Below are 22,835 nucleotides of genomic sequence, written 5' to 3' on the forward strand. Positions count from 1 at the left end.
GCACGCGCACGACCATCCCGAAGGGGCGCTTCCGTCCGGAAGCGCCCCTTCTTTTTTTCCCCCTGCGCCGGCCCTGCGCCGCCCTGCTACAATGGAACCCGTGACGATCCCGTGGAGCCCCACCGACCCGGACGGCGTCCGCGGGTTCGAGGTCCCCGGCGAGCGCGCGTGGATCGGCCCCCCTCCCGGCGCCGCCGCCGGAGGCCCCGAGCCGGAGGGCCCCTTCATCCTCCCCCTGGCCCGCCGGGAGGCGGTCCACGACGTGCACGACCTCATCGAGGAGCTCTGGTCGCGTCTTCTCTTCCGCCTGTGGACGTGCGGGCCGGAGCGGTTCCCCGCGTGGGAAGCCGGGACCGTGCTGGAAGCCCTCTGGAGCCTGGCCCGGCGCGACGAAATGCCGCCCGAGATCGCCGGGTGCTCGCTGCGCTACCTGGAGGAAGGCCGCGTCTGGAAACGTCCCGTTCGGGATTTCGGCGACGCCGTCTTCGAGATTCTCCGCGACGGAGGGCGGCGCGGACGGGGCGTGGGCGCGGAGCGGGCGGAGGATCTCACGAAGGTCTACCTGCGCGGACTGGCGGGGGACGCGCCCGCGTCCCAGGTCCACGCGTTCCAGCTCGACCCGGGCTTTTCCTGCTGGTTTCCCCGCGCGGGGCGGGCGGCCGCCTGGGCGATCGCGGGGGCGTCGGAATCGTGGCTGGCGCTCTTTCTGGCGGCCGACGAGGAGAGCGAGGAGGGGGCGCCGGAGTAGGCGCCGTCAGGCCCCACTCCTTCTCGGAATCACCGCGATCCGCCCGTTCGTCTCCAGGATCGCATAATCAATCTCGTCGAGCCGGCCGATCCCCAGGGATTGGCGGGCGGAGTCCAGAATATCCGCCTCGTCCACGCGCTCTTTCACCATGCGGTCCCGGCGAAGACGGCCCGCCTCGATGAGGAGCACCGGGACGTTGTCGATGAGCTTCTCGATCTTCTCGAAGCGGCCTTTGAGAAAGAACGCCGCGATGTCCGCAAGGACGAACGTGCCCCCTGCGATGACGGCCGCCGTCACGGAGCCGTTCCGCCCCATGAGCGCCTGCTGCGTTCCCTCGGCGATCGTCAGCACGAACACGAAGTCGAAAGCGGTCATGTCGCTCAGGCTCCGTTTCCCGGAGACCCGAAAGCACAGCAGGAGAAACGCATACACCGTCAGAGCGCGCAGGGCGGGTTTCATGGCACCCCCTGTGGGCAGACGAACGGGCGAATCTCGGTCGCCGGGACCCGCACGCGAACCTTGAGCCTTCCTTCCGCCTCGAGATGAATAAATCGCTCGAACCGGACCTGGACGGGTTCGAGCCCTCCGCCCCGCATGACGGCGGAAAAAAGGCCCGGTCCGAGGAATCCGAGGCAGGCGGCCGGCACGAGGGCCGCCCGTATCCCCCAGCCCGCCCGTTCGAAGGTCCACAACCGGCGGGTAAACCGCGGGTCATCGGAGACGTCGATCCGCCCGACGCGATGGACGCCCGCCATGGGTGAGGCCGCCGGAAACCTCATCCGCAGGCGGCTGGAGCCGAAGGTCTCGCCCGGAGTTCGACCCGCCTGCGGCTCGCTCCCCCGGAGTCGCTTCCGGGACGCGCCTTGGGCGGGCGACCCCGGCGTCGGCTCCGCCCATTTCCTGGGATCCCCGGGGCGCAGGGGCGTTATCCGCGCCCGGGCGCCTCGCGGCCGTCATCCTCCTCGAAGCGCGCCCCGGACCGCTCCGAGCAGGGCCTCCGGCGCGAACGGCTTCTGGAGGAGCCGCGCGTCCGGCTCCAGCCCCTGGCGCATTGCCATCTCCTCCGAATACCCCGACATGTAGACGATTTTGAGCTCCGGCCGGTCCCGCCTCAACGCCCGCGCCACGGCGCACCCGCCCTGCCCGGGAAGAACCATGTCCGTCAGGAGAAGATCGATCCGTCCCCTCCATTCCCGGCCGATCCGTTCGGCATCCTCCGCCCGACCGGCCTCAAGGACTTCGTAGCCCTGCAACGTCAGAATGTGCCGGACGAGTTTCCGGAGACTCGGGTCGTCCTCGACAACCAGCACGATTCCCTTTTCCCCGTCGGGAGGCCCCGGAGCGCCCGCCGGCGCCGGAGCCTCCACGGGACCGTCCACTCTGGGCAGGAAAATCCGGAAAACCGTCCCTCGCCCCACTTCGCTGGAAACGGAAATGTACCCTCCGCTCTGCTTGACGATCCCGTACACCGTGGCCAATCCGAGCCCCGTGCCCTGCCCCGACGCTTTCGTCGTAAAGAACGGTTCGAAGGCCTGCGCCAGCACCTCGGGACTCATGCCGGTCCCGGTGTCGGACACCGAAAGCATCACGTACGGCCCGGAAGGCGCGTCCGCCGGCCGCGCCGCGTCGCGCTCGTCGAGATCCACATTGGCCGTGGCGATCCGGAGCGTTCCCCCGTCGGGCATGGCGTCCCGGGCGTTCAACGAGAGATTCATGATGACCTGCACCATCTGGTTGGCGTCCACCCGCACGGGCCCCAGGTCGGGCGCCGGCGCCGTCACAAGCTCAATGTGTTCCCCGATCAGGCGCCGGAGCATGCGCTCCGTCTCCGCCACGACGTCGTTGAGGCAGACCACGCGCAGGCTGAGGACCTGCCGGCGGCTGAAGGCCAGAAGCTGCGACGTCAGGGCGGCCGCGCGCCGGCCCGCCTTGAGGATTTCCCAGACCGGCTCGTGCAACGGATCGATCTCGCCGAGCTGCCGGAGGACCATCTCGCTGTAGCCGTTGATCACGGTCAGGATGTTGTTGAAATCGTGCGCGATGCCTCCGGCCATGCGTCCGATGGCCTCCATCTTCTGCGCCTGGGCAAGCTGAGCCTGGGCCTTCCGCAGCTGGTCGTCGGCGCGCCGCCGCTCCGTGACGTCCCGGCTGACGCTCAGCACCGCCTCGATCCGTCCCGCGGCGTCCCGCAGGGGAACCGAATGCGTCTCCATCCACCGCTCTGTGCCCTTCAGCCCCCGCATCCGGAACTGGAGCGTTCCAGCCCGCCCCTCGCAGGAGGCGCGGTGAAGATTGAGGAACACTTCACGGTCCTCCGGGTGAACCAGGGGAAGGACCGGCTGCCCGGTCACGTCCTCCACACGCTCCGCTTCGAGGATCGACAGACCCGCGGGATTGATGTCCAGAAGCAGGCCGTCCGGAGAGACCACTTTCACGCATTCGGGTTCGTGATCGAGAATCGCCCGGAGCCATTCGCGGCTCTTGCGCAGATCGGATTCCGCCCGGCTCTCTCGATCCAGAAGGCGCCGTGCCTCCAGACGGGCCACGGCCAGCCGGGCCAGCGCGGCCAAAGCCTCCCGTTCCTCGCCTTCCAGGTCCCGCGCCGCCGTGTCGAGCACGGCAAGGAATCCGAAGCGCGTTCCGTCCGTCAGGAGAAGCGGCGCGGCCGCCAGGAACCGCAGGGGCGGACACGGCCCTGCGCCGTTCCCGCCGTCCGCCACGAGCAGGCGACCGGCCGAAAGGCATTCGTCCGCGATTCCGCAGCGCTCCAGACGCGTGGGACCCGGCCAGCCGGCCGCGGAAAGAACCCGGAATGCCCTGTCGGAGGCGGCGCACAGCAGCGCCGCCGGAGCGCGGCACGCGAGACGGGCCAGCAGGACGAAATCCTCAAAGCCGCGGGAGATCGCGCCCCCACCCATGGTGCCTTCCTCACGTTGCTTGCCGATCCCGGTAAACGGCAGCCGTTCGGCCCCTCCCCTCCGCGATCTGCAAAACAATACTCCCTGGTCGGGCCCCTGGCAAGGAGCCCCCTCGGCAACTCGAAAGGATTGACGAGAGCCCGGCAATGCGGGTAGACCTTGGGTAACCGTTCCGGGGAGCGAAAGACGGATCGCGGGACGTCCCCTCCCTCCCGAGGGGGGATCTCCCGTCCTTCGTGGGCCGCCTTTCGCACCCTGTCCCTGAACGCCTGCGACCGTGAAGATCGGACGCGTCCAGGAGGAGGATCTTTCCATGCGCATCCGAACCGTTCTCGCCGCCGCGCTCCTGGCCGGTTGCGCCGCCCCCGACTCCCGTCCCGCCGCGCCGCCCTCCCCGCCTCCCGAAGGACGCGCGGACGATCTCAACGGCCCCGTCTTTCGGGCGGTGGACGAAGAGCTCGGGTCGCTCCTCGAACTCTACAAATGGTTCCATGCGAACCCCGAGCTTTCCCTCCGGGAGGAGAAAACCTCCGCCCGCTTCGCGGCCGAGGTGCGCGCCGCCGGCTGGACCGTGACCGAGCGCCTCGGCGGGTACGGGGTCGCCGCCGTCCTCCGAAACGGAGAGGGCCCCGCCGTCCTGGCGCGGATCGACATGGACGCCCTGCCCGTGCGCGAGGAAACGGGTCTGCCGTACGCGAGCACCACGGGCGCGATGCACGCCTGCGGCCACGACACGCATCTGGCCATGGGAATCGGACTGGCGCGCGTGCTCGCCCGGCTCAAGGACCGCTGGCGGGGAACGGCGATCCTCGTGGGACAGCCCGCCGAAGAGATCGGACAGGGGGCCAAGAGGATGCTCGAAGACCCCCGGTTCCACGCGGCCGTCCCGGCGCGCCCCGTCGCCTGCCTCTCGGTCCATAACTCCCCCGCCTTCCCGGCCGGCACGGTCGCCCTCTGCGCGGGCTACGCCGCGGCCCATGCCGACAGCGTGGACATCACGATCTTCGGCCGCGGCGGCCACGGCGCCTGGCCGCATCAGACGGTGGACCCCGTCGTCATCGCGGCCGAGCTCGTCCTGGCGCTTCAGACGATCGTCAGCCGGAAGCTCGACCCGGCCCTCGAGCGGGGGGTCGTCACGGTGGGCGCCCTCCAGGGGGGCTCGAAACACAACATCATTCCCGACGAGGTCCGGCTCCAGCTCACCTTGCGCTCGTATCAGGACGCGACGCGCCTCAAGCTTCTCGAGGAGGTGCGGCACCTGGCCGGAAAGATCGCCGAAGCGCACCGCGCGCCCCGCCCGCCCGACGTCCGCGTCGCCCCCGACGGCTTCCCCGCCGTCTACCACGACCCGGCGCTGACGGAGCGCCTGCGCCGCGTGTTCGCCGGACTCCTCGGGAAGGACCGCGTCCACGAGGCCTCGCCGGCCATGGGCGCGGAGGACTTCGGCCGGTTCTCCACCTTCTACGGCGTGCCGGGACTCCAGTTCAACGTGGGCGCCGCCCCCGCCGCGGCCGGCCCCGGACCGCGGCCGGGACTGCACTCCAGCCGATGGGCCCCGGATCCGGAACCGACGCTCCGCACCGGCACGGCCGCCTTCGCGCGGGCGGTTCTCGATCTGCTGGAGCGCCCGTAGATCAGGGCCGTTCCCGGCGGGCTTCCTCGCGGAAGAACTCCAGCCACCGCGCCGTCAAGGCCTCCACGGGATCGGCCGATCCGGCCATCTCCCGCGGCGTCCGGCCCCAGTAGAATCCGATCCAGCCGGCGACCCGTTCGCGACCCTCCCGCACCAGGGCCCGGAGCGTGTCGATCGAACAGTTCAGGGGAAAGTATTCCTCGACGAGAAGCGGCTTGCCCCGGGGAATCGAGTCGATCAGCGCGAGCGTCCGCGGGACCTCTCCCTCCTTCGGGTAGAGGTGCAGACTCCAGAAATCGAGCGCGGCCCCGAATTTCTCCGGGTCGGTCCCCAGCGTGAGCGCACCGGGCCGCTCGAAAAGGAAAAACATCCCCGCCGTCACCGGCCGCCGGGGATCGTGCCGCCGAACGGCCGGAAGAAGCGTCGCGATCCAGGCGCGGCTGATCTCGTCGCGCGAGCGCCCCGCCGGGTCCTTGGACAGGGCCTCCACGTAATGGAATCCCGCCAGCCCCGGCCCGGGCAGCCATTCCGAACCGGGCCCGGACGGGCTGACCGGCTCGTTCATGAGGTTGTAGCAGAAAACCGCGGGGCTGGCGGCGCACCGGACGGCAACGGCCTCCCAGAAGCGGGCCTGCAGGGCCCAACGCTCCTTTTCGGAGGCCGCGTCGTACCAGGCCGGAGACGCGCTCTTGCGGTAATTCCCCAGCCCCGTCAGGTCGAGGTAGATCCCCAGCTCCTCGGCCAGCCCCAGGAGACGCCCCAGACGTTCCAGCGCCGCCCCGTCCGGCTCGGCGGGCCCCTTCATGAACCGCCCGAACTGAAGATGCACCCGCACCACGTTGGCCCCCAGAGCCTTCATCTCGCGGAAGTCCTCCTCGACGCGGGACCATTCGGATTCCCAATAGTCTTCGAGAAGGCGCTTGTCGTGATCGCGGTCGTAGTTGAACCCCCACGGCCGGAAGGGACGCCCGGATTCCTCCAGGCGGAATCCTCGGCCGTCCGGGGCGATCCCGATGCGCTCCAGGCGCGGCGCCCGCGCGGAAGGCTCCGCGCACGCCGCCGCGAAAAGCAGCCCGAGGGCGACGGAACGCCTCATTTCCCCTCTTTCGCCCACCTCTTCATGAGCTCGATGTTGCGCCGCAGCTCCTCCGCCGCCGGCCCGCGGGATTCGGCCAGGTACACCGCCATGTCGCTGTCGTACATCGCTTCGGACTCCGGGACGCAGCCCCGGTCGCCCGTCTCCTCCATCCAGCGCTCCAGACGCGCCCGAAGCGCTTCGAGCGTTTTCCGATGAGCCGGGTCGCCGGCGAGATTCCGCGTCTCGTGCGGATCTTCCCGGAGGTCGTACAGCTCCTCCTCGGGGCGGGTCGGCGAGAACAGCAGCTTCTCCGCAAGCGCGTCCAGCTTTCCCTCGGCATGAAGCTCCCGGAGCCGCCGGACGATTTCCTTGTGGTCCTTGTACCGGTTCGGCTGAAGGTGCGGCCGGGCCGGGTGGAAATTCCGGATGTACTTGTAGCGCTCGGTGCGCACGGCGCGGATGCGATCGACGGTTTCATCGCAGCGATCCCGGGCGGAAAAGACTGCGTCGCGCGGACGGTATCCGTCGCCGAAGAGATCGCGTCCCTGCAGGCCGGGGGGAATCCGGATCCCCGCCCGTCCGAGCGACGAGGCGGCCACGTCGATGTGCTCCACCAGGTCCTCGCGCACCCGGCCCCGCTCGATGCCGGGGCCCCGGACGACGAGCGGAACGTGAATCCCCTCGTCGTAGAGGAACTGTTTGCCGCGGGCGTGGCTGATCCCGTGGTCCGTCAGGAAGAAGATCACGGTCCGCTCGAGGAGCCCTTCCGCCTCCAGACGCGCCAGGACATCCCCCACCTCCCGGTCCGTCGTGCGGACCGTATCGAGATACTCGGCCCAGTCCTGGAGCAGCACGGGGTCGCGCGGGTAGTACGGCGGCAGCTCCACGCTCTCGGGGCTCGTCCCCGAGCCCCACTCCCGCTGGACGGTCTGGCTCCAGCCCCGGGCGTGCCGGTGCTTGCCCCCGTGAAGCTGAACCTGCATGAAGAAAGGCTGGCCCGGAGCCCGGCCGGACCAGTCGGTCCCGTCGTACATCGCCCGGTCCCATTCGAAGTTGTAGTCGGTCTTTCCCATGCCCTTGCCGCGGCCCGGAGCGTTGCCGATGCAGGTGTAATATCCCGCCTTTTTGAAGAGCACGGGGAGAGGAACTACGCCCTCCGGAAGATGAATCTTCTCGACGCCGCGGCCGCTCCGATGATGGTGCGCCCCGATGGACGTCTGATACATGCCCGTGATCAGCGCCGAGCGGCAGGGGGAACAGACCGGAGCCGTGACGAAGGCGCGCCGGAAGAGCGTCCCTTCGCGGGCGAGCCGATCCACGTGCGGCGTGCGGATCCGCGTCTCCCCGTAGCAGGAAAAGTTCGCGGACATATCGTCCACGACGATCCAGAGGATGTTCGGGCGGTCCCCTCCATCCTGGGTAACCGCCGGCGCCGCCGTTCCCGCCAGCGCCCAGAGCGCCAGCCATCGCATCCGGGACATGGAAATCTCCTTCGCGTCAATCCCCAGGAATCAACCCCCGAGCCTCCCCTCGGGTTCCGCGCCGGCGCCACGAGATCCGTCGAAACGCCTTATTATTGTAGAGGATGATCGCCGCCCTCCTTCATGTCCTTCTTTCCGGCGCGGCCGCGCAGGATTCCTACGCCGTCCGCGAGGGGCGTCCCCGGATCTTCATCGAGGACGTCCGGGCCGTCGCCCGCCGGTGCGCGGGGCCCCTGGCCGAAGACTACCGGATCGTCAAAGAACGGGCCGACCGGGCCGTCCGCCGCGGGGTCGAATTCATCGGCAACAAATGGGCGATTCCGGAAGACCTCCTCAATCTGGGCCTGGCCTACCTCGTGGAGCGCGAACGGGGCGCCCCGTGCCGGCCGTATGTGGAGGCGCTTCTTCGCGAATGGGGCGACGGATCCTCCCTCCAAAACCGCGAAGGGACCGCCTTCGGCTACCACGCGATCGCCTACGACTGGATTTACGACGCCCTCACCCGCGAGGAGCGGATCCGGTACGCCGACGCCCTCGGAACCTGGCTGCGCTGGTACACGGGAACGCCCGAAATCGTCCTCCGGAACGGACATTGGGAGTACAACCAGACCTGGGGCCCGGTTCACCTCAACGTCATGCACAGCCGGGATGCGATCACTCAGAAACTTCTGATCGCCCTGGCGATCCTGGGCTCGGGCTCCCGGCACGAGGCCGACGCCCGCGCGTTCCTGAGTTCGTGGCACCGCCGGATCCCGGCTGAGTGTCTTCCCGCCTTCGAGCGGATGGGCGGGGTGTGGTCCGAATCGATGGGCCACGGCGGATACGGCCCGGTCACGGTGATTCCCTACGCCTTCCACGCCTGGCGGACGGCGACCGGGATCGATCTCTTCCGCGCCGGCAAGCCCTGGAGTTTCCCGAACGAAATGCCCCGCTGGGTGGCTTACACGATGATGCCCCACAACGACCGCACGGCCTGGATCGACGACGGCGATGGATCGCCCCCTTCGGCCTTCGCGCGCGCGGCCCCCATGATGCGCGATCCTCTCTCGCAATACTTCGCCGATCTCGGTCGGGCCTGGCTTCGGGAGCGCTGGCCGCGGGTGGCCTGTTACGATCCTTCCCTGCGGCCGGAAGGACCCGGGACGCTCCCGCTCGGCTATCTCTTCCCGGGAGCCGGCCACGTTTACGCGCGCAGCGCCTGGAACGATCCGAACGCCACCTGGGCCTTCTTCGGCGCGGGGCCCCAGTTCGCCGGCCATTCCCGCGACGACGAAGGCCACTTCCTGATCTGCCGCAAAGGGGCCGTCGTGTCCCGCGGCGGCGGACAGGGGGGAAACGACGACGATTTCTACGTGGGCGGGTCGCTCGTCTTCAACATCGTCACGATCTTCGACCCGGCCGAAAAGTTCCGCCGCGACCGGGGCAACGAAAACGACGGCGGCCTCCTGCGGCATGTGTACCGCGAAGGTCCCTGGCCCCGCGAGCGCGGGCGGATCACGGCCTACGGGCATGACCCGCGGTCGCACACCTATGCCGCCGCGGACCTCACCCCGGCCTACAGCGCCCACAAGGTCCGCGAAGTGACGCGCCAGTTCCTCTACCTGCGCGGCCCGCGCGAATTCTTCGTCCTCTTCGACCGGATCGAGGCCGCGCGGGCGGAATTCGCCCGCCACCTGTTTCTGCACGTCCCCACGGAGCCGTCGGTCGAAGGCCGCCGGTCCTCCTGGCTGAGCCTTCCGGAAGCCGACGGGGATCGGACCGTCCTTTCGCGGGGGCGTTCCCGGGCGTTTCTGCACACGCTGCTGCCGGAAAACGCGGCCGTCGTCCGGCGCGGCGGACGCGGCCGGGAAGCCTGGGGACATCCGCTCGAACCCACGGCCCAGTACAACCACGAATCGCCCGGCCGCCTCAAGCCTCCGATCTGCCCCTGGCGGATCGAAGTGGGCGATCCCGGAACCGGGACGCGCACGCTCTTCCTCCACGTCCTGGAGGTGGTCGACGAGGAGATCCGGACGCCCTCGCGCGTCGAGTTCGTGCCGCCGGCGGGCGTGGATCTCGAGAACGGCCGCCGCGTGCGCTTCCACGCCGACGGACCCGTCGGCGGCACGCTCGACGGCCAGCCCCTCCCGACGGCGCCGCGGATCGACGGCCAGTACGCCCCGGACCGGCGATAAAGCCCGCCGCCGGCCTTTACTTCCCTCCTCCCCACCGTCCTCCGAGGTCGAACGGCCCGTCCGCCGGCGTCCCCAGCCAGCCCCGCGTGAGGTAGTCGCTGAACGTCAGCGCCATCAGGATCCCCAGCCAGAAAAAGCCCGTCGCCGCGAAGACCCACACTACCCGCGAACCGCCCCGCAGATGCATGAAGTACACGGCCACCAGCCCCCCCTTCGCTCCCGCGATCGCCAGGGCCAGCGCCGCGTTCAGCGGTCCCAGGTCCACGAAGGACACCCCCGTCGTCAGCGCGGTCAGCGCCACGAGCGCCCCAAATACCGCCAGGTAGGTGCGCGCGGAAGATTCCCCCGGACTCATGCCCCATGCCTCCCCGGCAGGTAAAGAAGCGGGAAGAGAAAGATCCAGACCAGGTCCACGAAGTGCCAGTACAGCCCTACCCCCTCGACCGGGGTGAAATACGCCGGCCCGTAACGCCCCCGCCCCACGCGCCCGGCGATCCATCCCACAAGCCCGATCCCGATCCCCAGATGCAGCGCGTGAAAGCCCGTCAGGACGAAATAAAAGATGAAAAAGAGCCTCGCCCGGGGCGCGTCCGGCCCCTCGTACCGGAAGTCCCCCCAGGGAATCAGACGCTCATGAGCCTTGTGCGCGTATTCGGTGAACTTGATGCCCAGGAACGCCGCGCCCAGGAGCGCCGTCGCCGCCAGGAACAGCGCCCCGCGCCGCCGCCCTCCCCGGCTCACCTCGCGGACGGACAGGGCCATCGTCAGGCTCGAGGCGATGAGCACGACCGTATTGACCGTCCCGAGCGCGAGATCCGTCCGAAGGCTTGCGGCCGCGAAGGGCCCCGGAAAGTGCGCCCGGTAGACGGCGTAGCCCGCCAGCATCGCCCCGAAGAAAAGCACCTCCGTGGCCAGAAAGACCCACACCCCGAGGACGGACGCCTCGCGCTGTTCCTCCGGCGTGTCGAAGGCCGCGGCCGGGGCGGCCGGAGAAGCCGCCATCTCAGGTTTCCTCCCGCGACGGGTAGAAGTACGGAGGCTCGGTCACCACGGGCGTCTCCGCGAAGTTGTGCGCCGGCGGCGGCGAGGCGGTCCGCCACTCCAGCCCCGTGGCGTTCCAGGGATTGCGCCCCGCCGCCGGACCGTACCGCAGGGACCACAGGAGATAGAGCATCGGCAGCCCATAACCCGCCGCGAGAATGGAGGCGCCCGCCGAGGACATGACGTTGAGCACCTGGTACTCTTCCGGATAGGCGTGATACCGCCGCGGCATCCCCGCGTACCCCAGGATGAACTGCGGAAAAAACGTCAGGTTGAACCCGATGAAGATCACGATCGCCGCGAACCGCCCCCATCCCTCCGGGTACCGGCGCCCCGTCATCTTGGGCCACCAGTAGTGCATGCCCCCGAGGTACGCCATCACCATTCCGCCCACCATGATGTAGTGAAAGTGCGCGATCACGAAGTACGTGTCGTGGACGTGCACGTCCACCGCCAGGGTCGCCAGGAAAAGCCCCGTGAGCCCCCCGATCGTGAAGAGGCCGATGAACCCGAGCGCATAAAGCATCGGCGTCTCGAACGAAATCGACCCCTTGTAAAGCGTCGCCGTCCAGTTGAAGACCTTCACCGCCGACGGAAGGGCCACGAGAAAACTCAGCAGCGAAAAGACCATCCCCCCGTACAGGGACTGGCCGGCCACGAACATGTGATGCCCCCAGACGAGAAACCCCAGCACCGCGATCGCCAGGCTCGCGAACGCCACGAAGGCGTACCCGAAGAACCGCTTGCGCGAGAAGACCGGCACGATCTCGCTGACCACCCCCATCCCGGGCAGGATCATGATGTAGACCGCCGGATGGGAATAGAACCAGAAGAGATGCTGGAAAAGCACGGGGTCTCCGCCCAGCGCCGGATCGAAAATCCCCACTCCCGCCAGCCGCTCGATCCCCACGAGCGCCAGCGTCACCGCCAGAACCGGCGTCGCCAGCACCTGAATGAGGCTCGTGGCGTACAAGGACCACACGAAAAGCGGCAGCCTCATCCACGTCAGCCCCGGCGCCCGCAGCCGGTGCGTCGTCACGATGAAGTTGAGCCCCGTCAGGATCGACGAGAACCCCGCCACGAAAATCCCCAGGACCGTCAGAACCACGTGGGTGTTGGAAAAGACCGAGCTGTACGGCGTGTAGAAGGTCCATCCCGTGTCCACTCCGCCGCTCAGAATCGCCCCGAGCGCCAGGAGCCCTCCCGCGTTGAAGAGATACCAGCTCGCCAGGTTCACCCGCGGGAACGCCAGATCGCGCGCCCCCAGCATGAGCGGCAGCATGAAGTTCCCGAGCACCGCGGGAATCGAAGGAATCAGGAAGAAAAAGACCATCACGATGCCGTGCATGGAGAACAGCTTGTTGTACGTCTCCGGCTGAACGAGATCTCCCGCCGGCGTCATCAGCTCCAGCCGCACGAGCGTGGCGAACGCCCCGCCCACGAAGAAAAAGAAGGTGATGGAGAGAAGATAGAGAATCCCGATCCGCTTGTGGTCCGTGGTCAAAAGCCACGAACGCACCGAGTAATCCGCGTTCAGATAGTTCTCCGCCGGACGCGCGTCCATGCTCGCCCCTCAATCGGCGGGCGGGCCTTCCGGAGCCGCGCCCAGGGATCGGATGTATTCGATCAGCGCAAGGATCTCCTCCTCGCCCACCCTCCCCCGGAACGACGGCATGATCGGCTCGAACCCTTCCACGACCCGGGCGGCCGGATCCAGGATCGATTCGCGCACGTACGCCGCGTCCGCCGTCGCCGTGCCTCCGCCCCGCAGCGGCACCCGGCTCCCGAAAAGGCCCTCGAGGCGCGGCGCCCGCGCCTCCGGCCCCCCCGTGTGACAGGTCGCGCATCCGAGGCTCAGGAAAAGCCGCCGCCCCTCCGCGGCGGGCGACCCCTCCGCCCCCCGTTCCAGCCACTCCTCGTAGCGCCGCGGCTCCAGCACCGCCACCCGCCCCACCATCCCCGAGTGCAGCGTCCCGCAGTACTCCGCGCAGAAGAGACGGTACTCCCCCGGCCGCGTCGCCTCGAACCAGGCCGTCGTGTACCGTCCCGGCAGCGCATCCTGCTTGATCCGGAAGGCGGGCACGTAGAAGCTGTGAATCACGTCCTGCGAAGTCAGGTGGAGCCGGACCGGACGCCCCGTCGGCACGTGAAGCTCGTTGATCTCCCGCGCGCCGCTCGGATGCTGAACCTTCCACATCCATCGGCGGCCGATCACGTAAACCTCCATCGCCCCGGCGGGCGGCGTCTGGAGATCCACGAACAGGCTCGCCCCCCACGCGAACATGCCGAGCAGGATCACCCCGGGAATCGCGATCCAGATCACCTCGAGCGCGTTGTTCGTCGCCGTCTGCACGGCGCGCTCGCCGGGCGACCGCCGCCGGTACTTGACCGAGAAGGCCACGAGGCACGCCACGATCACGGCCGCGAAAAGCGCGCACACCCCGACGAGACAGCCGTAGAGCGCGTCCACCTGTCCCGCCATCGTCGAGGCCCGTTCCGGATAGAACTTCACGGCTCCCCCGTACGCCGGCGGCGCTCCCGGAACGCCATCAGCCCCACACCGAATCCCAGGGCCAGCGCCGTCAGGACCCCGAGCCCGCGCACCGCCGCCAGGACGCTCAGGCTGTACCGCCCCCGCGAGGGATCGTATCGGAAACACACCAGCAGCACGCGGTCCCGCAGGTTCCCCAGACGCCCCCCGCCGGCTTCCACGAGCGCCAGCCGCAGGTCCCGGGGCGGATAATCGATCCCCGGGAAAAACGAAGACACGCGGCCGTCCGGCGTCAGGATCACCACGCCGGCCGCATGCGCGTACTGGTCCGAACGCGCGTCATAGGCGTACCGAAACCCCACCGCCCCGGCGATTCGACGGATCGCCTCCTCCGAACCGGTCAGAAACCGCCACGCCTCCCCCGGCCGCCGCTGGTAACGCGCCTTCTTCTCCGCCGCCAGCCCCGGCGGTTCCCGCGGATCGATGCTGACGACCACCGCCTCGAACTCCCGCCCCGGGACCAGCCCCAGAACCCCGAACGCCCGGGCCAGTCCTCCGAGCACCTCCCCGCACACCAGGGGGCATCGGTAATAGACCAGCGCCAGGAGGCCGGGCTTTCCGCCCAGAACCTTCCGCAGCGAAACCTGCGCCTCCCCCTCGGTCAGCTCCACATCGAGCGGAACGCTCTCCCCGAGGCGGGGATCGAAGCCCACGTCGGACGGCCCGGCCTGAGCCCACGCCAGCGCGAGAACGGCGATCATCGCTCCTCCTTCCGGCGCACGGGCAACCCGCGTTCGGCCAGAAGATCCATCGCCCGCTCGATCGGAATCCGAAACACGCCGGCCCCGGGATCCACGATGCCGTAACTCTCAAGGACGGCCCGTTCGGACGCCCGATGCCGGCGGAGATCGCCGGCCGGATCGGCCTGCAGGCGGGGCGGCGGAGGCGCGGGCCGTTCCCCCCGCGACGGCGGCCGGGGCCCGCGGCGTTCCAGGAGACCGGCGTAAAGCCCCCCGAGAGCGACGTGGATCACGGCCGCGCTCAGGACCAGAAACGCCGCAAAGAGGACAACCCCGCGGACGGGAAAATCGCGCCGTTCGTGACCCCGGCGCTCATCCATGGGCGCCCTCCTCGGAAGCGAAAAGCCGTTCGGTTCCCGGCGCGTGAACGGGCAGGAGCGGCGCCCGGCGAAGCAGCGCCGTCGCCGCCGCCAGCCAGAATCCGCCGATCCCGACGAGAGCCGCCGGAAGCGTCCATGCCAGGTGCGGGCCGGCCGCTCCGGCGCTCGGAATCACCTGCCAGAAAAGGTCGCCGAGGCGCGCCCCCAGAAGCCCCCCGGCCAGAATCATCATCGCCCGGCGGCTCCGCTTCACCCGCTTCGAGAGGAGCAGGAAAAAGGGCGCCGCAAAGTGCACCGTCGCCAGGACCGCCGCGAACGCCCGCCAGCCCGGGGCGGAGCGGTGGAGGTACCAGTCGATTTCCTCCGGCAGGTTGCCCGACCAGATGATGAGGTATTGCGCGAACGACGTGTACGCCCAGAGCAGGACGAACGTCAGGACCAGATTCCCCAGGTCGTTCAGGCGCCCCGGCGTCAGCGCCCCGGCCATCGGTTCGCGGCGGGCCAGGAGCGCCGCCGCCAGGACGCCCGCGCAGAGGCCCGACAGTCCCTGCCCCGCCATGAAGATCATTCCGAAAATCGTCGAGAACCAGTGCGCCTCGAGGGACATGACCCAATCGACCGCCATGAACGTGACCGCCAACCCATAGGCGATCAGGCCGGGCCCGCTCAGGAACCGCAGGCGGCGCGCCGCCGCGGGATCGGGCGTCCGGTCCAGGGCCAGGGATCCCCGGCGGAGGGCGATCGCCAGGACGGCCCAGACCCCGAAGTACGTCCCCGCGCGGGCGACGAAGAAAGGCGCGTTGAGATACGGGGTCCGATGGCGGACCAGTTCGTCCCCGCCGACCACCTCCGGCCGGCTCCAGGGATAGAGCGTCTCCAGGCCCCCGAGGAGCGGAAGGAAAAAAAGCGCCAGGATCGGCAGCGCCCCCGCGGCCGCTTCCTGGGGGCGCCGCACGAGCAGACCCCACGTCCCGCCCACAAGAAGGTGCAGCATCAGGACCGCCAGCGACCCCGCCGAGATCCCCGTCCAGAAAAGAAGCGCCACGAGGTACGCCGGAAAGAACGCCTCCGGAACCGTCACGGCCGCGGCCCCGCAAGCCGCCGCGCCGGCCAGGCCGGCCGCCGCCGCCCCGCGGATCAGGCGGTCCATCGCGTTTCCGGGATCCCGGCGCGTCTCGGTCACGGCGCCTCGAGCCTCCTTAGAACATCCGGCGGCACGTCCTCCCGCCGGGCGCCCTGGCTGAGCTGGAGCGCCCGCACATACGCCACGATTTCCCACCGCCGCCGCGGCGCGATCAGGTCGTCGTACGCGGGCATCGCCCCCACGCCGCGCGTGATCACCTCGAAGAAATGTCCGGGCGGCGCCCGCCGGAGGCGGTCGGTATGAAAGGAAGGAGGCGCCCGGAAGCCCCGCTGGACGATCATCCCCGCCCCCGTTCCCACCGCGTCGTGACACGGCGCGCAGAAGACGCCGTACCGCGCGCGGCCGCGCTCAAGCGCCGCGCGGTCCACCGGAAACGGGAAGACCGGCGAAAGCTCCCCGCCGAGCCGCCCGGTCTCCAGGAGGGCGTCTCCCGAACGCTCGCCCCGGGCCACCGTCCCGGCCGGCCGCGGTCGAGCCGACTGACCGTATTCGAAGAAGGCGTTCCGCCCGAGCGGCTTGAGCCGGCCCTCGTCCGTCATCGCCTGCTCGCAGGCGACCAGAAAGGCGAAGGCGACGACGCCAAGGCGGCGCGCGACCATTTATCGCTCCACGTCGTAGATCCCGACCGGGCGCAGCTCCGCCAGGAGCGTCCGGGTCCGGTCGGGATCGAAGCGGGGATCGTCCGCTTCCACGGACAGAAAGAACCGGTCCTGGCTGGCCAGCGCAAAGCGGGGGACGTTGAAGACGGGGTGATACGGCTGGGGCAGGCCGTTGAGGGCCAGCATGCCCAGGAGGGCGGACAGGCCCCCGAAGAGAATCGCAAGCTCAAAAGCGATGACGACGAAGGCCGGCCAGCTCGCCGTCGGACGCCCGCCGATGTTGAGCGGGTCATCGACGGCGGAGGCGAACACCTGCATGAAGAAGCCCCCCGCGGCGCCCGTGAGCCCCCCGGCCAGAACGACCCACGGAAGCCGCGTCCGATCCATGCCCAGCGCTTCCGCGAGCCCCTCCACGGGGAACGGCGCGTACGCCTCCACCTTCCGGTAGCCCTCCGCGTGGACCTTCCGCGCCGCCGCGAGAAGGTCCTCCTTCCGCTCGAACTCGGCGAGCACGCCGAAGAGCCCTCCCCGCCCCGTCATCCGCGCGCCTCCCCGGGCGCGGGCGGCACGAGCGCCCGCAGCTCGAACATGGAAATGGACGGCAGCAGCCGCACGAAGAGGTGAAAGAGCGTCAGGAAGAGGCCGATCGTTCCCGCGAACGTGGCCCAGTCCCACACGGTGGGGTAATACATGTGCCACGCCGAGGGGAGGTAATCGCGGTGGAGGCTCTGGACCACGATGACATAGCGCTCCAGCCACATTCCCACGTTGATGACGAGGGCCGCACCGAAGAGAGGCAGCGGCCGGCGCCGCACGGCCCGAAACCAGAGCGCCTGAGTCGCCAGCACGTTGCACGCGAGCGTCCCCCAGTACGCGGGGGCGTACGCGCCCCCGAGCCGGTCGGCCATCATGGCCGCCTCGTACCGGCTCCCGCCGTACCAGCTGAAGAAGGTTTCCATGAGATAGCCGTAGGCCACGACGAGTCCCGTCGCCAGCATCACCTTGCCCATGTTGTCGAGGTGACATTCCGTGATGAAATCCTCCAGCCCGTACGCCTTCCGCAGCGGCACGGCGAGCGTCACGACCATCGCGAAGCCCGAGAAGATCGCGCCGGCCACGAAATAGGGCGGGAAGACCGTGCTGTGCCAGCCCGGGAGGATCGAAATCGCGAAATCGAAGCTCACGACCGTATGGACCGAGACCACCAGAGGCGTCGCCAGCCCGGCCAGGAGGACGTACGCCGTTTCGTACCGCAGCCAGTGCCGGGCCGCGCCGCGCCAGCCCATGGCCAGGAAGCCGTAGACCGCGCGCGCGAACCGCCCCCGCGCCCGGTCGCGCATCGTCGCCAGGTCCGGGATCAGGCCCATGTACCAGAAAAGGAGCGACGTCAGCCCGTAGGTGAAAACCGCGAAGACGTCCCAGACGAGGGGACTCCGAAACTGCGGCCACAGGCCCATCGTGTTGGGATACGGGAACAGCCAGTACCAGAACTTCGGCCGCCCCAGATGCAGCAGGGGATACACCGCCGCGCAGGCGACCGCGAAGAGCGTCATGGCCTCCGCAAACCGGTTGATCGACGTCCTCCAGGACTGGCGCATCAGAAGCAGAATCGCCGAGATCAGCGTTCCCGCGTGGCCGATTCCGATCCACCAGACGAAATTGACGATCGCGAAGCCCCAGGAGACCGGGACGTTCACGCCCCAGATGCCGATCCCCGCCGAAAAGAGCAGGCCCACCGCGTAGAAGAACAGCAGCACAAGCGCCAGCCCCGCCGCCGCCCCCGCCGTCCAGCTCCGCGGCATCCGGCCCGAAAGGACGACGGCGCTGATCTTCTCCGTGACGGACGCGTACGTGTGGCCGGGCCGGACGACGGGCGGTCGCGGGGTCACGGCGAAAGCTCCGGATTGGGATTCACGAGCCGCGCCAGGTACGTCGTGCGCGGCCGGGTGTTGAGTTCCGCCAGGACCCCGTAGTTCAGCGGCGACCGCTTCCGCCGGGACACTTCCGTCTCCGGATCGCCCGCGTCGCCGAAGACGATCGCCCGCGTGGGACAGGCGGCCTGGCAGGCCGTGACCACCTCGCCGTCGCGGATCCGGCGGCCCTCCTTGCGGGCCTCGATTCGCGCCCGGTTGATCCGCTGGACGCAATAGGTGCACTTCTCCATAACCCCGCGGCTCCGGACGGTGACGTCGGGATTCCAGAGGAGCTGGAGGACCGGCGTGCGCGTGTCCGCGTACTGAAAGAAGTTGAAGCGGCGCACCTTGTAGGGGCAGTTGTTGGAGCAGTAGCGCGTCCCGATGCACCGGTTGTAGGTCATCTCGTTGAGCCCTTCCCCGCTGTGGCTCGTGGCCGCCACGGGGCAGACGACCTCGCAGGGGGCCTTCTCGCAGTGCTGGCAGAGCATCGGCTGGAAGTGCATCCGCGGGTTCTCGGGCGACCCTTCGTAGTAGAGGTCGATGCGGAGCCAGTGCATCTCCCGGCTGCGCCGGACCTCCTCCGGCCCCACCGCGGGAACGTTGTTTTCCGCCTGGCAGGCGACCACGCAGGCGTTGCAGCCCGTGCAGGCGCTGAGATTGATCGCCATCCCCCACGCGTAGGGCTCGCTTTGGAACTCCGGATACAGGGATTCCTCCGGTCCCGGAGCCGGCGCGGCTTCCCGCGCGAAGTCCGGATTCCGCCGGAACTCCTCGAGGGTCGCGCGCCGCACGATCGGCCGCCCGTGAAGAAGGTGGTGGCCCTGCGTCGTCGCCGGGGCAACGCGGGCGCCCGTCCTGCGGAGCTCGAGGTCCGCCCCCACCCACGGGGCCTCGGACGTCCGGAGGACATAGGCGCTGAACCCCCGGCCCGTGCCGACGCGTCCCGCCCGGCGCCGCCCGAATCCCAGATGAAGCGTCACCGTCCCCTCGGGATGGCCCGGCTGGACCCACACCGGACCCGTCACGGCGCGCCCTCCCCGGCGAAGCTCCACGACGTCCCCCGAAGAAAGCCCGAACCGCCACGCCGTGGCCGGCCCGACGACGGCGGGGTTCTCCCAGGTAAGCTTGGAAATCGGCTTCGGAAGCTCCTGAAGCCAGGCGTTCGCGGCGAACCGCCCGTCCCACACCGACGGATCGGGACGGAAGACGACCTCGAGCCCGGAGCCGCTCCGCGCCGCGACGCCGGGGACGAAATCCTCCCTCGGACGGACGTCGCGCGGCGCGGCCGCCGTTCCCGGCACCACGCCCTTCTCGAGCGCGGCGCGCCAGCGTTCCTCGAACGCGTCCGGCCCCCACCGCGCGCGCCATGCGGCCCGGACCCGGTCGTAACCGGACGGAGCCGGCCGCGCCCGAAGGGCCGCCACCACCTCGAGCGCCGAACGGCCGCCGGTGAGAGGCGAAATCAGCGGCTGCTGGATCGTCGCGGTGCCGTCGAACGCCCGCGCGTCGCCCCACGTCTCCAGCGGATGCGCCTCCGGAAGGTGCCAGAGACAATGAGCCGAGGTCTCGTCCTCGTAAACTCCCAGACGGACGCTGAACGGAACGCGCCTCAGGGCTTCGGCGAAGTCGAGGTCCGCGGGAGCGTTGTAGACGGGATTTCCTCCGAGAAGGACGAGCACCTCCACGCGTCCCGCGCGCATTTCCTCGACGAGCCTCCCCAGCGCTTCGGGACCCCGGTCGAAAGGCCGCTCGGGCGCCTCGATGTAGTTCACCGTGCGTCCCCGATTCCCCAGCCGGACGTTGAGGAGGTGAACGAGCGCGTGTACCTCCGGCGGCTGCGAAGGACCGGCCAGGAGAACGCACGCCCCCGCCCGGCGGCGCAGGTCCCGGGCGATCGCGCGCACCTCGTTCGAGGCGGCGTCGCCGTCCCCCTCGGCCGGGCCCAGCTGCGCCGCCAGCGCCGCGGCGAAGCCGGCGATGTCGCGCGCCCGCAGCGGAAAGCGGTGATCGGCCGCCGCCCCCGTGCCGGTCGGGGTGCTTTCGAGGACGTACAGCCGGTTGAATCTTTCGGGAGCGTGCCGGCGGGCCATGAAGTCGCGGGCGTACCGGACGGGATGGGCGCCCCCCGTCAGGAAGTCCGCGTCGAGCGAGACGACCACGTCCGCCCGAAGAAAGTCATAGACCGGCGCGACCTCCTGGCCGAAGGCGAGCCGCAGGCCCTGCCGGGCCGCTTCATCCTCCGCGGGTTCGTAGGCATACCAGCGGGCTTCGGGAAATTCGCGCCGCAGCTCCTCGATTTCGGCCGCCAGCGTGGGAGACGTCGTCTGCTCGCTCAGAAGGCGCAGCCCCCGCCCCCCGCGGGCGCGCTGGGCCTCCAGGGCCGCCCCCGCCTCCTCCAGAAACGCCGACCAGGTGCCGATCTGGCCCCGCCGGAGCGCCGCCTGGGAGCGCTCCGGGTCGTACAGGGACAGAAGCGACGCCTGGGCGAACGCGTCCGTGGCGCCGAGGCTGGCCGGATGGTCCGGATTGCCTTCGACTTTGGTGGGACGCCCCAGGTGGCTTTCCACCAGAACGCCGAGGGCGCGCCCGTGAAGCGTCAGCGCCGTGGCGAAAAAGAGAGGCTTCCCCGGAAGGAACGCCTCGGGCGGGTGGACGTACGGAAGGATCGGTTCCGAAGGGGGCTTCCCGCACCCCGCCGTCCCGGCCAGGGCGAACGACGCCCCCAGGAAGGCGAGGAACTCCCGCCGGCGCGGGCCGCCCTCGGGGTCCGGAATGAACTCCCGCCCCTCGGGCCGCCCGGCCCGCTCGTCGAACGTCCTCCAGAACACCGGACCGCGCGGATCGTCGCTCATCGGTGACAGACCGAGCAATCCCGGGGCTTGCGGATTCCGTACTCACGAACCAGCGCCCGGCCGCGGGCCTCCTGATCCTCGGGCGGCTCCCAGTCCATGTCGAACACGGCTTCCCGCGGGCGCACGTACCGTTCGGGACGTTCGTGGCAGTCGAGGCACCATTTCATGAACAGAGACTCGGTCTTCCAGATCAGCGGCATCTCGTCCACCCGTCCGTGGCAGGTCGAACAGCCGATTCCCTGGCGGACGTGAATCGAGTGGTCGAAGTAGGCGAAGTCCGGAAGATCGTGCACGCGGTTCCAGGCGATGGGCCGCCCCGTCGCGAAGCTCTCCCGCACGGGAGCCAGGAAGGGGCTTTCGGCCCAGACCTGCGCGTGGCAGTTCATGCACGTGCGGGTCGAAGGCATGCCGGCGAAAGGGCCTTCCTCGACGCCCGGGTGGCAATACCGGCAGTCGATCCCCAGGCCGCCCACGTGGTGAGCATGGCTGAACTGGACGGGTTGCTCGCGCGCGACGTAGACGCCCGTGGAATACGGCGCGTTGTACAGAAACGCGCCCGCCCCGAACGCCGCGGCCACCATCAGGAGCGCTCCGAACACGCTCGCCTTGGCGACCGGGTTCAGGGCGGGGTGAAAAACCTGGGCCATGAGGTTCCCTCCGGCGGGCCGATCCGGTCGCCGTCGAAACGGCTGAGCCCCGGCGGAGGGAAACGTTATGAGCGCCGCCGGCCCCCTTGCGGAATCGAGCCGGAGGCTCGACGCGGGCGGCGCGGCGGCGAACCGGCGAATCGCGGACGTCCGCTCAGGCCTTCCCTTCCTCGTACGCGGGGTGCAGGTGGACGGGCTGCTGCCTCTTCCGAAACCGCATGTTGAGCAGCTCGACCATGAGCGAGAAGGCCATCGCGAAGTAGATGTACCCCTTGGGAACGTGCTGCCCCAGGCCGTCGGCCGTCAGCATCACCCCGATGAGAAGAAGAAAGCTGAGCGCCAGGATCTTGACGCTGGGATGGCGGTTGACGAAACCGCTGATCGTTCCGGCGAAAACGAGCATCACGACCACGGCGATGAGCATCGCGGCCACCATGACCGGGATCTGGCGCGCCATCCCGACCGCGGTAATGACCGAGTCGAGCGAGAACACGATGTCGAGCGCCACGATCTGGGCCAGGAGGGCCCCGATGGAGGCGCGCCTTCCGTCGCCCTCCCTTCCCCCGTGCGCCCCCTCGAGTTTCTCGTAAATCTCATGCGTGGACTTGGCGATGAGAAAGAGACCCCCGAGCAGAAGGACGAGATCCTTTCCCGTGACGGCATGGGCCGGCAGCGGAATCGTGAAAAGCACCGTTTTGTCCAGTTTCATCACCCAGGAAATCGCGAAGAGGAGCGCCAGTCTCGCCACGAGCGCCAGCCCCAGGCCGAACCGGCGGACCTTCGCCTGCTGATCGGCCGGCAGCCGTCCTGCAAGTATCGAGATGAAAACGACGTTGTCGATTCCGAGCACGATTTCCATCACGGAGAGCGTGAGAAGCGCCACCAGCGCGTCGGCCGTCAAAAGTTCATCCATGCTGTGTCCCTCCTGCGCGCCGAGTATAGCTCATCCCCCTGTCCGGCTTCCTGAACATCGGCTCGGTCTCCCTTCCCCCG

At 69.3% G+C, this 22,835-nt stretch carries 21 protein-coding genes; 3 read left to right on the forward strand and 18 right to left on the reverse strand.

Annotation, left to right across the window (positions count from 1 at the left end):
• Positions 1–100: 100 nt before the first annotated feature.
• The gene (locus VNO22_10005; GenBank protein ID HXG61700.1) at positions 101–748 is read left to right on the forward strand and encodes a hypothetical protein; all 648 of its coding nucleotides are present in this window, start codon (positions 101–103) and stop codon (positions 746–748) included.
• A 6-nt stretch (positions 749–754) separates the two neighbouring features.
• Here the strand turns inward: VNO22_10005 and VNO22_10010 are convergent, their stop codons facing one another.
• The 3 genes from VNO22_10010 to VNO22_10020 form a co-directional block, all read right to left on the reverse strand.
• Positions 755–1,207, reverse strand: coding sequence for a YetF domain-containing protein (locus VNO22_10010; protein ID HXG61701.1), 453 nt, complete (start codon positions 1,205–1,207; stop codon positions 755–757).
• Positions 1,204–1,527, reverse strand: a complete 324-nt coding sequence (locus tag VNO22_10015; GenBank protein HXG61702.1) for a hypothetical protein — start codon at positions 1,525–1,527, stop codon at positions 1,204–1,206. Before VNO22_10015 ends, VNO22_10010 begins: the two co-directional genes overlap by 4 nt.
• Positions 1,528–1,701: 174 nt before the next feature.
• Complete coding sequence (locus tag VNO22_10020; protein ID HXG61703.1) at positions 1,702–3,666, reverse strand: ATP-binding protein; 1,965 nt, start codon at positions 3,664–3,666, stop codon at positions 1,702–1,704.
• A 313-nt stretch (positions 3,667–3,979) separates the two neighbouring features.
• Here VNO22_10020 and VNO22_10025 point away from each other — a divergent pair, with 313 nt between their 5' ends.
• A complete protein-coding gene (locus tag VNO22_10025) occupies positions 3,980–5,299 on the forward strand; it encodes an amidohydrolase (GenBank protein HXG61704.1) in 1,320 nt (439 codons plus the stop codon).
• 1 nt (position 5,300) lies between these two features.
• On the opposite strand, the gene VNO22_10030 is transcribed toward VNO22_10025, so the two are convergent.
• Complete coding sequence (locus VNO22_10030) at positions 5,301–6,395, reverse strand: cellulase family glycosylhydrolase (GenBank protein HXG61705.1); 1,095 nt, start codon at positions 6,393–6,395, stop codon at positions 5,301–5,303.
• Positions 6,392–7,858, reverse strand: coding sequence for a sulfatase (locus VNO22_10035; GenBank protein HXG61706.1), 1,467 nt, complete (start codon positions 7,856–7,858; stop codon positions 6,392–6,394). Before VNO22_10035 ends, VNO22_10030 begins: the two co-directional genes overlap by 4 nt.
• Before the next feature lie 104 nt (positions 7,859–7,962).
• Between VNO22_10035 and VNO22_10040 the strand changes: the two genes are divergently transcribed.
• Positions 7,963–10,032, forward strand: a complete 2,070-nt coding sequence (locus VNO22_10040; GenBank protein ID HXG61707.1) for a hypothetical protein — start codon at positions 7,963–7,965, stop codon at positions 10,030–10,032.
• Positions 10,033–10,048: 16 nt separating this feature from the next.
• Here VNO22_10040 and VNO22_10045 read toward each other — a convergent pair whose 3' ends face one another.
• The 13 genes from VNO22_10045 to VNO22_10105 form a co-directional block, all read right to left on the reverse strand.
• Complete coding sequence (locus tag VNO22_10045) at positions 10,049–10,387, reverse strand: cytochrome C oxidase subunit IV family protein (GenBank protein HXG61708.1); 339 nt, start codon at positions 10,385–10,387, stop codon at positions 10,049–10,051.
• Positions 10,384–11,034, reverse strand: a complete 651-nt coding sequence (locus tag VNO22_10050; GenBank protein ID HXG61709.1) for a cytochrome c oxidase subunit 3 family protein — start codon at positions 11,032–11,034, stop codon at positions 10,384–10,386. Before VNO22_10050 ends, VNO22_10045 begins: the two co-directional genes overlap by 4 nt.
• A gap of 1 nt (position 11,035) precedes the next feature.
• Positions 11,036–12,637, reverse strand: coding sequence for a cytochrome c oxidase subunit I (ctaD, locus tag VNO22_10055; GenBank protein HXG61710.1), 1,602 nt, complete (start codon positions 12,635–12,637; stop codon positions 11,036–11,038).
• Positions 12,638–12,646: 9 nt separating this feature from the next.
• On the reverse strand, positions 12,647–13,585 hold the full coding sequence (coxB, locus tag VNO22_10060; GenBank protein HXG61711.1) for a cytochrome c oxidase subunit II: 939 nt from the start codon (positions 13,583–13,585) through the stop codon (positions 12,647–12,649).
• Entirely contained in the window at positions 13,582–14,325 is a 744-nt protein-coding gene (locus tag VNO22_10065; GenBank protein ID HXG61712.1) for an SCO family protein, read from the reverse strand. The genes coxB and VNO22_10065 overlap by 4 nt, the downstream gene beginning before the upstream one ends.
• The gene (locus VNO22_10070; GenBank protein HXG61713.1) at positions 14,322–14,684 is read right to left on the reverse strand and encodes a hypothetical protein; all 363 of its coding nucleotides are present in this window, start codon (positions 14,682–14,684) and stop codon (positions 14,322–14,324) included. The genes VNO22_10065 and VNO22_10070 overlap by 4 nt, the downstream gene beginning before the upstream one ends.
• Entirely contained in the window at positions 14,677–15,867 is a 1,191-nt protein-coding gene (locus tag VNO22_10075; protein HXG61714.1) for a hypothetical protein, read from the reverse strand. Before VNO22_10075 ends, VNO22_10070 begins: the two co-directional genes overlap by 8 nt.
• Positions 15,864–16,427 carry a cytochrome c gene (locus VNO22_10080; protein ID HXG61715.1) on the reverse strand — a complete coding sequence of 188 codons (564 nt, stop codon included), beginning with the start codon at positions 16,425–16,427 and terminating at the stop codon, positions 15,864–15,866. The genes VNO22_10075 and VNO22_10080 overlap by 4 nt, the downstream gene beginning before the upstream one ends.
• Positions 16,428–16,967, reverse strand: coding sequence for a DUF3341 domain-containing protein (locus tag VNO22_10085; protein HXG61716.1), 540 nt, complete (start codon positions 16,965–16,967; stop codon positions 16,428–16,430). It lies immediately after the preceding gene.
• Positions 16,964–18,316 carry an NrfD/PsrC family molybdoenzyme membrane anchor subunit gene (gene nrfD / locus VNO22_10090; GenBank protein HXG61717.1) on the reverse strand — a complete coding sequence of 451 codons (1,353 nt, stop codon included), beginning with the start codon at positions 18,314–18,316 and terminating at the stop codon, positions 16,964–16,966. The genes VNO22_10085 and nrfD overlap by 4 nt, the downstream gene beginning before the upstream one ends.
• The gene (locus VNO22_10095) at positions 18,313–21,195 is read right to left on the reverse strand and encodes a 4Fe-4S dicluster domain-containing protein (GenBank protein ID HXG61718.1); all 2,883 of its coding nucleotides are present in this window, start codon (positions 21,193–21,195) and stop codon (positions 18,313–18,315) included. The genes nrfD and VNO22_10095 overlap by 4 nt, the downstream gene beginning before the upstream one ends.
• Positions 21,192–21,842, reverse strand: a complete 651-nt coding sequence (locus tag VNO22_10100; protein HXG61719.1) for a cytochrome c3 family protein — start codon at positions 21,840–21,842, stop codon at positions 21,192–21,194. Before VNO22_10100 ends, VNO22_10095 begins: the two co-directional genes overlap by 4 nt.
• Positions 21,843–21,996: 154 nt before the next feature.
• Positions 21,997–22,755 (reverse strand): TerC family protein, encoded by a 759-nt coding sequence (locus tag VNO22_10105; protein ID HXG61720.1) that lies wholly within the window; start codon positions 22,753–22,755, stop codon positions 21,997–21,999.
• Between the last annotated feature and the right edge of the window lie 80 nt (positions 22,756–22,835).

It is taken from the genome of Planctomycetota bacterium, from assembly GCA_035574235.1.
Lineage (GTDB): Bacteria > Planctomycetota > MHYJ01 > MHYJ01 > JACPRB01 > DATLZA01.